Below are 12,411 nucleotides of genomic sequence, written 5' to 3'. Positions count from 1 at the left end.
GGCGACAACATTCAGATGGTTGTTACCCTGATCCACCCAATCGCGATGGATGACGGTCTGCGTTTCGCAATCCGTGAAGGCGGCCGTACTGTAGGCGCTGGCGTTGTAGCTAAAGTTATCAGCTAATCGCTGATAACATTTAAGCAATGCGTATTTAAAGGGCATCAATAGATGCCCTTTTTGCTATCTATCGTTTATGGCTTGTCACATTTTTTCGCATTTTTTGCCTCCTCATAACGCCTGTCCTGACGCATGTGCTATTGTAATCATAATTATTCTCACTTACACTTTGTGCATAAATTGAACGGGAGTTTCTATGTACGTTTGTTTGTGTAATGGCGTGAGTGACAAAAAAATACGTCAAGCCGTTCGACAGTTTCATCCTCAGTCTTTCCAACAGCTTCGTAAATTTGTTCCGGTAGGAAATCAGTGCGGTAAGTGCGTACGCGCGGCGCGTGAGATTATGCAGGACGAATTGACGCAGATCCCGGAATACAAAGAGATCGCCTAAGGTTCTATCTTTTTTTTGACTTCCCTGTAGCCCCATCTACGCTTCAATAAGTGGAAGCGGAGGGACTATATAATGAAAGGTGATGTTAAAATCATAAGTTATCTCAATAAATTATTGGGAAATGAGCTTGTCGCGATCAACCAGTATTTTCTTCATGCAAGAATGTTCAAGAACTGGGGGCTGACGCGCCTCAACGATGTTGAATATCATGAATCCATCGACGAAATGAAACATGCTGATCAATACATCGAGCGTATTCTCTTTCTTGAAGGCATTCCTAACCTGCAGGATCTCGGCAAACTCGGCATCGGTGAAGACGTTGAAGAGATGCTTCGTTCAGATCTAACGCTTGAACTTGAAGGGGCAAAAGATCTTCGGGAAGCTATCGCTTATGCTGATAGCGTCCATGACTACGTTAGCCGCGATATGATGATTAAGATCCTGGCAGACGAAGAGGGCCATATTGACTGGCTGGAGACCGAGCTGGATCTCATTGGAAAAATTGGTTTGCAAAATTACCTTCAGTCGCAGATCAAAGTGGAAGGGTGATTAAACTTTGCCAACCCGTTAATAAACCTGCTGCCGCCATGAAAGGTCCAAACGGTAGCGGGTTTTTGTATATCTGCATTCTAGGTTTCAAAAGAACCATGATCACGACATAGGTCGCGCCAAGCAGCGCGGCAACTAGTGTCAAAGCAGGTAAAACATACCAGCCGTGCCACGCCCCTAAGGCAGCAAGATACTTAACATCCCCATATCCAAGTCCCTCGCGTTTATACATCAGATAAAAACCCCAATATAAAAACGCAAAGCCGGTGTAACCCACTATGGCTCCCCCGACAGCACTGGTCAGAAATGCACGATCATTAATGAGATGAAACAGAAGACCCGTCCAGAGTAGCGGGCAGACGTATTTGTCCGGTAACAGACCGAAACGTATGTCCTCGCGAATGAGAAAGTAGGTCAACGTTGCATAGATAACTAGAAAGGGAAACGCAGCAAACATGATTGAAACCTCTAAAGTGATCGCTGCGGTATCCTCTTTCTTCGCGTACTTATGAACAATCAGTAAAACCAGCCTTTGCGTAGAGCATTCCAACGAATCGGTGAAACATCTGAGCACTACATGGGGATTTCGGCCCGCCTCGCAAATCCGGGCTTTGAGGTTGTTTTCTAAACTGCACTTGCGTTATGTCGTATTTTACGTATAATGCGCGGGCTTGTCGTAATTGACAGCTGGTTCAATATGAACCTGGGTAACAGTTTTTTGTTGCCTAACAATGTCCCCAATTGGGGGGCTACGTAAGAACGGTTACACTCACCCATCAATCGTAATGGGTATGGGTAGTAATCATTTTCGCTTATAAAATAATTGGAGCTCTGGTCTCATGCAGAACCAAAGAATCCGTATCCGCCTTAAAGCGTTTGATCATCGTCTAATCGATCAATCAACCGCGGAAATCGTCGAGACTGCTAAGCGCACTGGTGCGCAAGTCCGTGGTCCGATCCCGCTGCCGACCCGCAAAGAGCGCTTTACCATTCTGATCTCTCCGCACGTCAACAAAGACGCGCGTGATCAGTATGAAATTCGCACTCACAAGCGTCTGGTTGACATCGTTGAGCCAACTGAAAAAACCGTTGATGCTCTGATGCGTCTGGACCTGGCTGCCGGTGTAGACGTGCAGATCAGCCTGGGTTAATCAGGTCATCGAGCGATTGAGAGGTTGAAACAATGATTGGTTTAGTCGGTAAAAAAGTGGGAATGACCCGCATCTTCACTGAAGATGGCGTATCTATCCCAGTAACCGTTATCGAAGTTGAAGCAAACCGCGTTACTCAGGTTAAAGACCTGGCTAACGATGGCTACCGTGCAGTTCAGGTTACCACTGGCTCTAAAAAAGCAAGTCGTGTAACTAAGCCGGAAGCTGGTCACTTCGCTAAAGCTGGCGTTGAAGCTGGCCGTGGTCTGTGGGAATTCCGTCTTGCTGAAGGCGAAGAGTTCACCGTAGGTCAGGACATTAGCGTTGAGCTGTTTGCTGAAGTTAAAAAAGTTGACGTAACCGGTACCTCTAAAGGTAAAGGTTTTGCTGGTACCGTTAAGCGCTGGAACTTCCGTACTCAGGATGCCACGCACGGTAACTCCTTGTCTCACCGCGTTCCGGGTTCTATCGGTCAGAACCAGACTCCGGGCAAAGTGTTCAAAGGCAAGAAGATGGCAGGTCAGATGGGCAACGAACGCGTAACTGTCCAGAGCCTGGATGTAGTGCGTGTTGACGCTGAGCGCAACCTGCTGCTGGTTAAGGGTGCTGTTCCGGGTGCAACCGGTAGCAACCTGATCGTTAAACCAGCTGTGAAGGCGTGAGGAGATAGCAATGGAATTAGTATTGAAAGACGCGCAGAGCGCGCTGACTGTTTCCGAAACTACCTTCGGTCGTGATTTCAACGAAGCGCTGGTTCACCAGGTTGTTGTTGCTTATGCAGCTGGTGCTCGTCAGGGTACTCGTGCTCAGAAGACTCGTGCTGAAGTAACTGGTTCCGGCAAAAAGCCGTGGCGCCAGAAAGGTACCGGCCGTGCGCGTTCAGGTTCTATTAAGAGCCCGATCTGGCGTTCCGGTGGCGTGACCTTCGCTGCTCGCCCACAGGACCACAGTCAAAAAGTAAACAAAAAGATGTACCGCGGCGCGCTGAAAAGCATTCTGTCCGAACTGGTACGTCAGGATCGTCTGATCGTTGTCGAAACGTTCTCTGTAGAAGCGCCTAAAACTAAGCTGCTGGCACAGAAACTGAAAGACATGGCTCTGGAAGATGTGCTGATCATCACCGGTGAGCTGGACGAGAACCTGTTCTTAGCTGCGCGCAACCTGCACAAGGTTGACGTACGCGATGCAACTGGTATCGACCCGGTTAGCCTGATCGCCTTCGACAAAGTCGTAATGACTGCTGATGCTGTTAAGCAAGTTGAGGAGATGCTGGCATGATTCGTGAAGAACGTCTGCTGAAGGTGCTTCGTGCACCGCACGTTTCTGAAAAAGCGTCTGCTGCGATGGAAAAAACCAATACCATCGTTCTCAAAGTTGCTAAAGACGCGACCAAAGCAGAAATCAAAGCTGCTGTGCAGAAACTGTTTGAAGTCGAAGTCGAAGTCGTTAACACCCTCGTTGTTAAAGGGAAAGTTAAACGTCACGGACAGCGTATCGGTCGTCGTAGCGACTGGAAAAAAGCTTACGTCACCCTGAAGGAAGGCCAGAATCTGGACTTCGTTGGCGGCGCTGAGTAAGTCGGAGGAGTAATACAATGGCAGTTGTTAAATGTAAACCGACATCTCCGGGTCGTCGCCACGTAGTTAAAGTGGTCAACCCTGAGCTGCACAAGGGCAAACCTTTTGCTCCGCTGGTTGAAAAAAACAGCAAATCCGGTGGTCGTAACAACAATGGCCGCATCACTACTCGTCACATCGGTGGTGGTCATAAGCAGGCTTATCGTATTGTTGACTTCAAACGCAACAAAGACGGTATCCCAGCTACTGTTGAACGTCTTGAGTACGATCCGAACCGTTCCGCGAATATCGCGCTGGTTCTGTACAAAGATGGCGAACGCCGTTACATCCTGGCCCCTAAAGGCCTGAAAGCTGGCGACCAGATTCAATCTGGCGTTGATGCTGCAATCAAAGCAGGCAACACCCTGCCGATGCGCAATATCCCGGTTGGTTCTACCGTTCATAACGTAGAAATGAAACCAGGTAAAGGCGGTCAGCTGGCACGTTCCGCTGGTACTTACGTTCAGATCGTTGCTCGTGATGGTGCTTATGTCACCCTGCGTCTGCGTTCTGGTGAAATGCGTAAAGTCGAAGCAGACTGCCGCGCTACTCTGGGCGAAGTTGGCAATGCTGAGCATATGCTGCGCGTTCTGGGTAAAGCAGGTGCTGCACGCTGGCGTGGTATTCGCCCTACCGTTCGCGGTACTGCGATGAACCCAGTCGACCACCCACATGGTGGTGGTGAAGGTCGTAACTTTGGTAAGCACCCTGTAACACCATGGGGCGTTCAGACCAAAGGTAAGAAGACCCGCAGCAACAAGCGTACTGATAAATTTATCGTGCGTCGCCGTAGCAAATAATTTTAGAGGATAAGCCATGCCACGTTCTCTCAAGAAAGGTCCTTTTATTGACCTGCACTTGCTGAAGAAGGTAGAGAAAGCGGTGGAAAGCGGAGACAAGAAGCCCCTGCGCACTTGGTCCCGTCGTTCAACGATCTTTCCTAACATGATCGGTTTGACCATCGCTGTCCATAATGGTCGTCAGCACGTTCCAGTCTTTGTTTCCGACGAAATGGTCGGTCATAAACTGGGTGAATTCGCACCGACTCGTACTTATCGCGGCCATGCTGCTGATAAAAAAGCGAAGAAGAAATAAGGTAGGAGGAAGAGATGGAAACTTTAGCTCAACATCGCCATGCTCGTTCTTCTGCTCAGAAGGTTCGCCTTGTTGCTGACCTGATTCGCGGTAAGAAAGTGTCGCAGGCCCTGGACATCCTGACTTATACCAACAAGAAAGCTGCGGTATTCGTCAAGAAAGTACTGGAATCTGCCATTGCTAACGCTGAACACAACGATGGCGCTGACATTGACGATCTGAAAGTTGCGAAAATTTTCGTAGATGAAGGCCCAAGCATGAAGCGCATTATGCCGCGTGCGAAAGGTCGTGCAGATCGCATCCTGAAGCGCACCAGCCACATTACTGTGGTTGTGTCCGATCGCTGAGACTCTGGAGACTAGCAATGGGTCAGAAAGTACATCCTAATGGTATTCGCCTGGGTATTGTAAAACCATGGAATTCAACCTGGTTTGCGAACACCAAAGAATTCGCTGACAACCTAGACAGCGATTTTAAAGTACGTCAGTACCTTACTAAGGAACTGGCTAAAGCGTCTGTATCTCGTATCGTTATCGAGCGTCCGGCTAAAAGCATTCGTGTGACTATTCACACTGCTCGCCCGGGTATCGTTATCGGTAAGAAAGGCGAAGACGTAGAAAAACTGCGCAAGGTCGTTGCGGATATCGCTGGCGTTCCTGCACAGATCAATATCGCTGAAGTTCGTAAGCCTGAACTGGACGCTAAATTGGTTGCTGACAGCATCACTTCACAGCTGGAACGTCGCGTTATGTTCCGTCGTGCTATGAAGCGTGCAGTACAGAACGCAATGCGTCTGGGCGCTAAAGGCATTAAAGTTGAAGTTAGCGGCCGTCTCGGCGGCGCGGAAATCGCACGTACCGAATGGTACCGCGAAGGTCGCGTACCGTTGCATACTCTGCGCGCTGACATCGACTACAACACCTCTGAAGCGCACACCACTTACGGTGTAATCGGTGTTAAGGTATGGATCTTCAAAGGTGAGATCCTGGGTGGCATGGCTGCTGTTGAACAACCGGAAAAACCGGCTGCTCAACCTAAAAAGCAGCAGCGTAAAGGCCGTAAATAAGGAGCGTCGCTGATGTTACAACCAAAGCGTACAAAATTCCGTAAAGTGCACAAAGGCCGCAACCGTGGTCTGGCGCAGGGTACGGATGTTAGCTTCGGCACTTTCGGTCTGAAAGCTGTTGGCCGTGGTCGTCTGACTGCACGTCAGATCGAAGCAGCACGTCGTGCAATGACCCGTGCAGTTAAGCGTCAAGGTAAAATCTGGATCCGTGTATTCCCGGACAAACCAATTACCGAGAAGCCGCTGGAAGTTCGTATGGGTAAAGGTAAAGGTAACGTAGAGTATTGGGTTGCCTTGATTCAGCCGGGCAAAGTCCTGTATGAAATGGACGGTGTACCGGAAGAGCTGGCCCGTGAAGCATTCGGACTGGCAGCAGCGAAACTGCCGATTAAAACCACCTTTGTAACTAAGACGGTGATGTAATGAAAGCAAATGAGCTGCGTGAAAAAAGCGTTGAAGAGCTGAACGCTGAGCTGCTGAACCTGCTGCGTGAGCAGTTTAACCTGCGCATGCAGGCTGCAAGTGGCCAGCTGCAACAGACTCACCTGCTGAAGCAAGTGCGTCGCAATGTTGCACGCGTTAAGACTTTACTGACTCAGAAGGCGGGTGCGTAATGACCGATAAAATCCGTACTCTGCAAGGTCGTGTTGTTAGTGACAAAATGGAGAAATCCATCGTTGTAGCTATCGAACGTATTGTGAAACACCCGATCTACGGTAAATTCATCAAGCGTACGACCAAACTGCACGTACATGACGAGAACAATGAATGCGGTATCGGTGACGTGGTAGAAATCCACGAATGCCGTCCGCTGTCCAAGACTAAGTCCTGGACGCTGGTTCGCGTTGTAGAGAAAGCAGTTCTGTAATAGACTAGCCTTCTCAATACGAATAAACGGCTCAGCAATGAGCCGTTTATTTTTTCTACCCATATTGTAGAACCGGTGTTATAATGCCGCGCCCTCAATATGGGGCTTTTCGACGACTCTGATTTTATGGGTCTCAGGTAGTAGTTGACATTAGCGGAGCACTGAAATGATCCAAGAACAGACTATGCTGACCGTCGCCGACAACTCCGGTGCACGTCGCGTAATGTGTATCAAGGTTCTGGGTGGCTCGCACCGTCGCTACGCAGGCGTAGGCGACATCATCAAGATCACCATCAAGGAAGCAATTCCACGTGGTAAGGTCAAAAAAGGTGATGTGCTGAAAGCGGTAGTGGTGCGCACCAGGAAGGGTGTTCGTCGCCCTGACGGTTCTGTCATTCGCTTCGATGGTAATGCATGCGTTATTTTAAACAATAACAGCGAGCAGCCTATCGGCACGCGTATCTTTGGGCCGGTAACTCGTGAACTTCGTACTGAAAAGTTCATGAAAATTATCTCTCTGGCACCAGAAGTACTCTAAGGAGCGAATCATGGCAGCGAAAATCCGTCGTGATGACGAAGTTATCGTGTTAACCGGTAAAGATAAAGGTAAACGCGGTAAAGTAAAAAATGTTCTGTCTTCCGGCAAGATCATTGTTGAAGGTATCAATCTGGTTAAGAAACATCAGAAGCCGGTTCCGGCCCTGAACCAACCAGGTGGCATCGTTGAAAAAGAAGCTGCAATTCAGGTTTCTAACGTTGCGCTCTTCAACACGGCTACCGGCAAGGCTGACCGTGTAGGCTTTAGATTCGAAGACGGTAAAAAAGTCCGTTTCTTCAAATCTAATAGCGAAACTATCAAGTAATTTGGAGTAGTACGATGGCGAAACTGCATGATTACTACAAAGACGAAGTAGTTAGCAAACTCATGACTGAGTTTAACTACAATTCTGTCATGCAAGTCCCTCGGGTCGAGAAGATCACCCTGAACATGGGTGTTGGTGAAGCGATCGCTGACAAGAAACTGCTGGATAATGCAGCAGCTGATTTGACAGCAATCTCCGGTCAAAAGCCGTTGATCACCAAAGCACGCAAATCTGTTGCAGGCTTCAAAATCCGTCAGGGCTATCCGATCGGCTGTAAAGTAACTCTGCGTGGCGAACGCATGTGGGAGTTCCTTGAGCGCCTGATCTCTATTGCTGTACCACGTATCCGTGACTTCCGTGGCTTGTCCGCTAAGTCATTTGATGGTCGTGGTAACTACAGCATGGGTGTCCGTGAGCAGATCATCTTCCCAGAGATCGACTACGATAAAGTCGACCGCGTGCGTGGTTTGGATATTACCATTACCACTACTGCGAACTCTGATGAAGAAGGCCGTGCTCTGCTGGCTGCCTTTGACTTCCCGTTCCGCAAGTAAGGTAGGGTTACTGAATGGCTAAGCAATCAATGAAAGCACGCGAAGTAAAGCGCGTAGCTTTAGCTGATAAATTCTTCGCTAAACGCGCTGAACTGAAAGCGATCATCTCTGATGTGAACGCTTCCGACGAAGACCGTTGGAATGCAGTTCTGAAGCTGCAGTCTCTGCCGCGTGATTCCAGCCCGTCTCGTCAGCGTAACCGCTGTCGTCAAACTGGTCGTCCGCACGCTTTCCTGCGGAAGTTCGGGTTGAGCCGTATTAAGGTCCGTGAAGCCGCTATGCGCGGTGAAATCCCGGGTCTGAAAAAGGCTAGCTGGTAATTGTCACCAATTGAATCACGGGAGTAAAGACAGATGAGCATGCAAGATCCGATCGCGGATATGCTGACCCGTATCCGTAACGGTCAGGCCGCGAACAAAGTTGCGGTCACCATGCCTTCCGCCAAGCTGAAAGTGGCAATTGCCAATGTGCTGAAGGAAGAAGGTTTTATCGAAGATTTTAAAGTTGAAGGCGACACCAAGCCGGAACTGGAACTTACTCTTAAGTATTTCCAGGGTAAAGCTGTTGTAGAAAGCATTCAGCGTGTCAGCCGCCCAGGCCTGCGCATCTATAAGAAAAAAGATGAGCTGCCTAAAGTTATGGCTGGTCTGGGTATCGCAGTTGTTTCTACCTCTAAAGGTGTTATGACTGATCGTGCAGCGCGCCAAGCTGGTCTTGGTGGCGAAATTATCTGCTACGTAGCCTAATCGGAGGATAACAATGTCTCGTGTTGCTAAAGCACCGGTCGTTATTCCTGCCGGCGTTGATGTAAAAATCAACGGTCAGGTTATTACGATCAAAGGTAAAAATGGCGAGCTGACTCGTACCCTCAACAATGCTGTTGAAGTTAAACATGCAGATAATGCTCTGACCTTCGGTCCGCGAGATGGTTTCGTAGACGGATGGGCTCAGGCTGGCACCGCGCGTGCACTGCTGAACTCAATGGTTGTTGGTGTTACCGAAGGCTTCACTAAAAAGCTTCAACTAGTTGGTGTAGGTTATCGTGCAGCGATCAAAGGGAATGCAGTAGGCCTGTCTCTGGGCTTCTCACACCCTGTTGAGCATCCGCTGCCGGCCGGTATCACTGCAGAATGTCCGACCCAGACTGAAATCGTGCTGAAAGGCGCGGATAAACAGCTGATCGGCCAGGTTGCAGCAGATCTGCGCGCCTACCGTCGTCCTGAGCCTTATAAAGGCAAGGGTGTTCGTTACGCCGACGAAGTCGTGCGTACCAAAGAGGCTAAGAAGAAGTAAGGTAACACTATGGATAAGAAATCTGCTCGTATCCGTCGTGCGACCCGCGCACGCCGCAAGCTCAAAGAGCTGGGTGCAACTCGCCTGGTGGTACATCGTACCCCGCGTCATATTTACGCACAGGTAATTGCACCGAACGGTTCTGAAGTTCTGGTAGCTGCTTCTACAGTAGAAAAAGCTATTACAGAACAATTGAAGTACACCGGTAACAAAGACGCTGCCGCAGCTGTTGGTAAAGCTGTTGCTGAACGCGCTCTGGAAAAAGGCATCAAAGTTGTGTCCTTTGACCGTTCCGGGTTCCAATATCATGGTCGTGTCCAGGCACTGGCAGATGCTGCCCGTGAAGCTGGCCTTCAGTTCTAAGGTAGAGGTGTAAGATGGCTCACATCGAAAAACAGGCTGGCGAACTGCAGGAAAAGCTGATCGCGGTTAACCGCGTATCTAAAACCGTAAAAGGTGGTCGTATTTTCTCCTTCACAGCTCTGACTGTTGTTGGTGATGGTAATGGTCGCGTTGGTTTTGGTTACGGTAAAGCGCGTGAAGTTCCAGCAGCGATCCAGAAAGCGATGGAAAAAGCCCGTCGCAATATGATTAACGTCGCGCTGAACCACGGCACCCTGCAACACCCTGTAAAAGGTGTTCACACGGGTTCTCGTGTCTTCATGCAGCCGGCTTCTGAAGGTACCGGTATTATTGCCGGTGGTGCAATGCGCGCCGTCCTGGAAGTCGCTGGAGTTCATAACGTTCTGGCCAAAGCATATGGTTCCACCAACCCGATTAACGTGGTTCGTGCAACTATTGATGGCCTGGAAAATATGAATTCTCCAGAAATGGTCGCTGCCAAGCGTGGTAAATCCGTTGAAGAAATTCTGGGGTAATTGACCATGGCAAAGACTATTAAAATCACTCAAACCCGCAGTGCAATCGGTCGTCTGCCGAAACACAAGGCAACGCTGCTTGGCCTGGGTCTGCGTCGTATTGGTCATACCGTTGAGCGTGAGGATACTCCCGCTGTTCGTGGTATGGTCAACGCGGTTTACTTCATGGTTAAAGTTGAGGAGTAAGAGATGCGTTTAAATACTCTGTCTCCAGCCGAAGGCTCTAAAAAGGCGGGTAAACGCCTTGGTCGTGGTATCGGTTCTGGCCTCGGTAAAACCGGTGGTCGTGGTCACAAAGGTCAGAACTCTCGTTCTGGCGGTGGCGTACGTCGCGGTTTCGAGGGTGGCCAGATGCCACTGTACCGTCGTCTGCCGAAATTCGGTTTCACTTCTCGCAAATCAGCGATCACAGCCGAAATTCGTCTGTCTGACCTGGCGAAAGTTGAAGGCGGCGTTGTAGACCTGAATACGCTGAAAGCTGCAAACATTATCGGTATCCAGATCGAGTTCGCGAAAGTGATCCTGGCTGGTGAAGTTTCTACTCCGGTAACTGTACGTGGTCTGCGTGTTTCTAAAGGCGCTCGTGCTGCTATCGAAGCTGCTGGCGGTACAATTGAGGAATAAGTAGCAGATGGCTAAGCAACCGGGATTAGATTTTCAAAGTGCCAAGGGTGGATTTGGCGAACTGAAACGCAGACTTTTGTTTGTTGTTGGTGCGCTAATCGTTTTCCGTATTGGCTCTTTTATTCCGATCCCTGGTATCGATGCCGCTGTACTTGCCAAACTGCTTGAGCAACAGCGAGGCACCATCATTGAAATGTTTAACATGTTCTCTGGTGGTGCTCTCAGCCGTGCTTCTATCTTTGCACTGGGTATCATGCCGTATATTTCGGCATCGATTATCATACAGCTGTTAACGGTCGTTCATCCGGCCCTCGCAGAGCTTAAGAAAGAAGGGGAGTCTGGTCGTCGTAAGATCAGCCAGTACACCCGTTACGGCACTCTGGTGCTGGCAATATTTCAATCAATCGGTATTGCTACCGGTTTACCGAATATGCCTGGTATGCAAGGTCTGGTCATTAACCCTGGCTTTGCATTCTATTTCACCGCTGTTGTTAGTCTGGTCACAGGAACAATGTTCCTGATGTGGCTCGGCGAACAGATTACTGAACGAGGTATCGGCAACGGTATCTCGATCATTATCTTCGCTGGTATCGTTGCGGGACTCCCGCCAGCCATTGCCCATACAATCGAGCAAGCGCGTCAAGGCGAACTGCACTTCCTCCTGTTGCTGTTGGTTGCAGTATTAGTATTCGCAGTGACCTTCTTTGTTGTCTTCGTGGAGCGTGGTCAACGCCGCATTGTGGTGAACTATGCTAAACGTCAACAAGGACGTCGTGTCTATGCTGCACAGAGCACACATTTACCGCTGAAAGTAAATATGGCGGGTGTCATCCCGGCAATCTTTGCTTCCAGTATTATTCTGTTCCCGGCGACCATCGCGTCATGGTTTGGGGGCGGAACCGGTTGGAACTGGCTGACAACAATTTCGCTGTATTTGCAGCCTGGGCAACCGCTTTATGTGTTACTCTATGCGTCTGCAATCATATTCTTCTGTTTCTTTTACACGGCGTTGGTTTTCAATCCGCGTGAGACAGCAGATAACCTGAAGAAGTCCGGTGCATTTGTACCAGGAATTCGTCCGGGAGAGCAAACGGCGAAGTATATTGATAAAGTAATGACGCGCCTGACCTTGGTTGGTGCACTGTACATTACCTTTATCTGCCTGATCCCGGAGTTCATGCGTGATGCGATGAAAGTACCGTTCTATTTCGGTGGGACTTCACTGCTTATCGTTGTCGTCGTGATTATGGACTTTATGGCTCAAGTGCAAACTCTTATGATGTCAAGTCAGTATGAGTCTGCCTTGAAGAAGGCGAACCTGAAAGGCTACGGCCGTTAATTGG

Annotated in this window: 25 protein-coding genes and 1 pseudogene; 25 read left to right on the top strand and 1 reads right to left on the bottom strand. The window is 49.3% G+C overall.

The genetic code is table 11. The features are described 5' to 3' along the window. The 3 genes and pseudogenes from tuf to bfr form a co-directional block, all read left to right on the top strand. Positions 1–126, top strand: a pseudogene (tuf, locus tag ACKI5T_RS02045) (elongation factor Tu); the annotation flags it as partial. A 190-nt stretch (positions 127–316) separates the two neighbouring features. Next, positions 317–511 (top strand): bacterioferritin-associated ferredoxin, encoded by a 195-nt coding sequence (bfd, locus tag ACKI5T_RS02040; protein ID WP_015960719.1) that lies wholly within the window; start codon positions 317–319, stop codon positions 509–511. A gap of 72 nt (positions 512–583) precedes the next feature. Then, on the top strand, positions 584–1,060 hold the full coding sequence (gene bfr / locus ACKI5T_RS02035) for a bacterioferritin (RefSeq protein WP_015960718.1): 477 nt from the start codon (positions 584–586) through the stop codon (positions 1,058–1,060). Here the strand turns inward: bfr and ACKI5T_RS02030 are convergent. Then, positions 1,044–1,517 carry a prepilin peptidase gene (locus ACKI5T_RS02030; protein WP_407435215.1) on the bottom strand — a complete coding sequence of 158 codons (474 nt, stop codon included), beginning with the start codon at positions 1,515–1,517 and terminating at the stop codon, positions 1,044–1,046. The two genes, bfr and ACKI5T_RS02030, sit on opposite strands and share 17 nt — an antisense overlap. A gap of 382 nt (positions 1,518–1,899) precedes the next feature. On the opposite strand from ACKI5T_RS02030, the gene rpsJ reads away from it, so the two are divergent. The 22 genes from rpsJ (at position 1,900) to secY (ending at position 12,407) form a co-directional block, all read left to right on the top strand. Further along, positions 1,900–2,211 (top strand): 30S ribosomal protein S10, encoded by a 312-nt coding sequence (gene rpsJ / locus ACKI5T_RS02025; RefSeq protein ID WP_009639175.1) that lies wholly within the window; start codon positions 1,900–1,902, stop codon positions 2,209–2,211. A gap of 32 nt (positions 2,212–2,243) precedes the next feature. Continuing rightward, the gene (rplC, locus tag ACKI5T_RS02020; RefSeq protein WP_015960717.1) at positions 2,244–2,873 is read left to right on the top strand and encodes a 50S ribosomal protein L3; all 630 of its coding nucleotides are present in this window, start codon (positions 2,244–2,246) and stop codon (positions 2,871–2,873) included. A gap of 10 nt (positions 2,874–2,883) precedes the next feature. Beyond that, positions 2,884–3,489, top strand: coding sequence for a 50S ribosomal protein L4 (gene rplD, locus ACKI5T_RS02015; protein WP_015960716.1), 606 nt, complete (start codon positions 2,884–2,886; stop codon positions 3,487–3,489). Continuing rightward, positions 3,486–3,788, top strand: coding sequence for a 50S ribosomal protein L23 (gene rplW, locus ACKI5T_RS02010; RefSeq protein WP_004868363.1), 303 nt, complete (start codon positions 3,486–3,488; stop codon positions 3,786–3,788). The genes rplD and rplW overlap by 4 nt, the downstream gene beginning before the upstream one ends. A gap of 17 nt (positions 3,789–3,805) precedes the next feature. Continuing rightward, on the top strand, positions 3,806–4,627 hold the full coding sequence (gene rplB / locus ACKI5T_RS02005) for a 50S ribosomal protein L2 (RefSeq protein ID WP_015960715.1): 822 nt from the start codon (positions 3,806–3,808) through the stop codon (positions 4,625–4,627). 16 nt (positions 4,628–4,643) lie between these two features. Next, positions 4,644–4,922, top strand: coding sequence for a 30S ribosomal protein S19 (gene rpsS, locus ACKI5T_RS02000; RefSeq protein ID WP_001138115.1), 279 nt, complete (start codon positions 4,644–4,646; stop codon positions 4,920–4,922). Positions 4,923–4,936: 14 nt separating this feature from the next. Next, positions 4,937–5,269, top strand: a complete 333-nt coding sequence (gene rplV / locus ACKI5T_RS01995; RefSeq protein WP_015960714.1) for a 50S ribosomal protein L22 — start codon at positions 4,937–4,939, stop codon at positions 5,267–5,269. 17 nt (positions 5,270–5,286) lie between these two features. Beyond that, positions 5,287–5,988, top strand: coding sequence for a 30S ribosomal protein S3 (gene rpsC, locus ACKI5T_RS01990; protein WP_000529945.1), 702 nt, complete (start codon positions 5,287–5,289; stop codon positions 5,986–5,988). Between the two features lie 12 nt (positions 5,989–6,000). Then, complete coding sequence (gene rplP / locus ACKI5T_RS01985) at positions 6,001–6,411, top strand: 50S ribosomal protein L16 (protein WP_002919759.1); 411 nt, start codon at positions 6,001–6,003, stop codon at positions 6,409–6,411. After that, on the top strand, positions 6,411–6,602 hold the full coding sequence (rpmC, locus tag ACKI5T_RS01980) for a 50S ribosomal protein L29 (RefSeq protein WP_006817276.1): 192 nt from the start codon (positions 6,411–6,413) through the stop codon (positions 6,600–6,602). Before rplP ends, rpmC begins: the two co-directional genes overlap by 1 nt. Continuing rightward, positions 6,602–6,856 carry a 30S ribosomal protein S17 gene (gene rpsQ / locus ACKI5T_RS01975; protein WP_015960713.1) on the top strand — a complete coding sequence of 85 codons (255 nt, stop codon included), beginning with the start codon at positions 6,602–6,604 and terminating at the stop codon, positions 6,854–6,856. Before rpmC ends, rpsQ begins: the two co-directional genes overlap by 1 nt. 166 nt (positions 6,857–7,022) lie before the next feature. Further along, a complete protein-coding gene (gene rplN / locus ACKI5T_RS01970) occupies positions 7,023–7,394 on the top strand; it encodes a 50S ribosomal protein L14 (protein ID WP_015960712.1) in 372 nt (123 codons plus the stop codon). A 10-nt stretch (positions 7,395–7,404) separates the two neighbouring features. Further along, positions 7,405–7,719, top strand: coding sequence for a 50S ribosomal protein L24 (gene rplX, locus ACKI5T_RS01965; protein WP_095283668.1), 315 nt, complete (start codon positions 7,405–7,407; stop codon positions 7,717–7,719). A gap of 14 nt (positions 7,720–7,733) precedes the next feature. Then, on the top strand, positions 7,734–8,273 hold the full coding sequence (gene rplE / locus ACKI5T_RS01960) for a 50S ribosomal protein L5 (RefSeq protein WP_015960710.1): 540 nt from the start codon (positions 7,734–7,736) through the stop codon (positions 8,271–8,273). Between the two features lie 14 nt (positions 8,274–8,287). Beyond that, positions 8,288–8,593: a 30S ribosomal protein S14 gene (gene rpsN / locus ACKI5T_RS01955; RefSeq protein WP_015960709.1), complete on the top strand. Its 306-nt coding sequence runs from the start codon at positions 8,288–8,290 to the stop codon at positions 8,591–8,593. Between the two features lie 33 nt (positions 8,594–8,626). After that, the gene (gene rpsH, locus ACKI5T_RS01950; protein WP_006178918.1) at positions 8,627–9,019 is read left to right on the top strand and encodes a 30S ribosomal protein S8; all 393 of its coding nucleotides are present in this window, start codon (positions 8,627–8,629) and stop codon (positions 9,017–9,019) included. 13 nt (positions 9,020–9,032) lie between these two features. Then, positions 9,033–9,566, top strand: coding sequence for a 50S ribosomal protein L6 (rplF, locus tag ACKI5T_RS01945; RefSeq protein ID WP_407435201.1), 534 nt, complete (start codon positions 9,033–9,035; stop codon positions 9,564–9,566). 9 nt (positions 9,567–9,575) lie between these two features. Further along, a complete protein-coding gene (rplR, locus tag ACKI5T_RS01940; RefSeq protein WP_015960708.1) occupies positions 9,576–9,929 on the top strand; it encodes a 50S ribosomal protein L18 in 354 nt (117 codons plus the stop codon). A gap of 14 nt (positions 9,930–9,943) precedes the next feature. Continuing rightward, entirely contained in the window at positions 9,944–10,444 is a 501-nt protein-coding gene (gene rpsE / locus ACKI5T_RS01935) for a 30S ribosomal protein S5 (protein ID WP_002438697.1), read from the top strand. A gap of 6 nt (positions 10,445–10,450) precedes the next feature. After that, positions 10,451–10,630 carry a 50S ribosomal protein L30 gene (gene rpmD / locus ACKI5T_RS01930; protein ID WP_003863301.1) on the top strand — a complete coding sequence of 60 codons (180 nt, stop codon included), beginning with the start codon at positions 10,451–10,453 and terminating at the stop codon, positions 10,628–10,630. A gap of 3 nt (positions 10,631–10,633) precedes the next feature. Beyond that, on the top strand, positions 10,634–11,068 hold the full coding sequence (rplO, locus tag ACKI5T_RS01925) for a 50S ribosomal protein L15 (RefSeq protein WP_015960707.1): 435 nt from the start codon (positions 10,634–10,636) through the stop codon (positions 11,066–11,068). Between the two features lie 7 nt (positions 11,069–11,075). After that, on the top strand, positions 11,076–12,407 hold the full coding sequence (gene secY, locus ACKI5T_RS01920) for a preprotein translocase subunit SecY (protein ID WP_015960706.1): 1,332 nt from the start codon (positions 11,076–11,078) through the stop codon (positions 12,405–12,407). Positions 12,408–12,411 lie beyond the last annotated feature (4 nt).

Origin of the sequence: Lelliottia sp., from assembly GCF_045627565.1 — a bacterium.
GTDB lineage: Bacteria > Pseudomonadota > Gammaproteobacteria > Enterobacterales > Enterobacteriaceae > Enterobacter.
The sequence above is the reverse complement of the archived record's forward strand: the minus strand, read 5'-3'. Positions and strand labels throughout refer to the sequence as shown.